At 42.3% G+C, this 541-nt stretch carries 2 protein-coding genes; both read right to left on the reverse strand.

Going from position 1 to position 541, the window contains the following annotated elements; all coding sequences use genetic code 11:
• On the reverse strand, positions 1–367 hold a 367-nt coding region (locus MTCD1_RS18420), incomplete at its 3' end, for a helix-turn-helix domain-containing protein (protein WP_369007716.1).
• On the reverse strand, positions 327–541 hold a 215-nt coding region (locus MTCD1_RS23315), incomplete at its 5' end, for a hypothetical protein (protein ID WP_438819298.1). The genes MTCD1_RS23315 and MTCD1_RS18420, both read right to left, overlap by 41 nt.

The following is a 541-nucleotide window of genomic DNA, read 5'->3' on the forward strand; positions in this document are numbered from 1 at the left end:
CCGCATCACCTTTGGAAAAGGCTCTACGCTTAGGTGAGAACATCCCTGCCTGAACATGAGAAAAAACAGGGTACTCATACTCACTTCTAAGTGACGGCTGCATACTAACCGCTTCATACATCTCGTAGATTTCTCTGGCGATTGAAGGGCTAAATTCTTCAACGCTAACTTTGAGAATTTTTGTAAGCAATGCGGCGTTATAAGCATTTAATGCATTGATGCCATTAAATAAAGCACCAACGCCTGACTTGTCTGCGACAGATTCCTGGGATAAGCCAAGTTCATTTTTCTTTTTTTCATAAATTGCTTTAAGGCGACGTGCGTCCTCAAGCTGCTCTTGTGTTAATGGTTTCTTTTTTGTGCTCATACGTTAAATCTATCACCGCAAGGGATAAATATCTAACACCGTGCGTGTTGACTATTTTACCTCTGGCGGTGATAATGGTTGCATGTACTAAGGAGGTTGTATGGAACAACGCATAACCCTGAAAGATTATGCAATGCGCTTTGGGCAAACCAAGACAGCTAAAGATCTCGGCGT

The organism is Colwellia marinimaniae (assembly GCF_002207865.1).
In the GTDB taxonomy this organism is placed as follows: Bacteria; Pseudomonadota; Gammaproteobacteria; order Enterobacterales; family Alteromonadaceae; genus Colwellia; species Colwellia marinimaniae.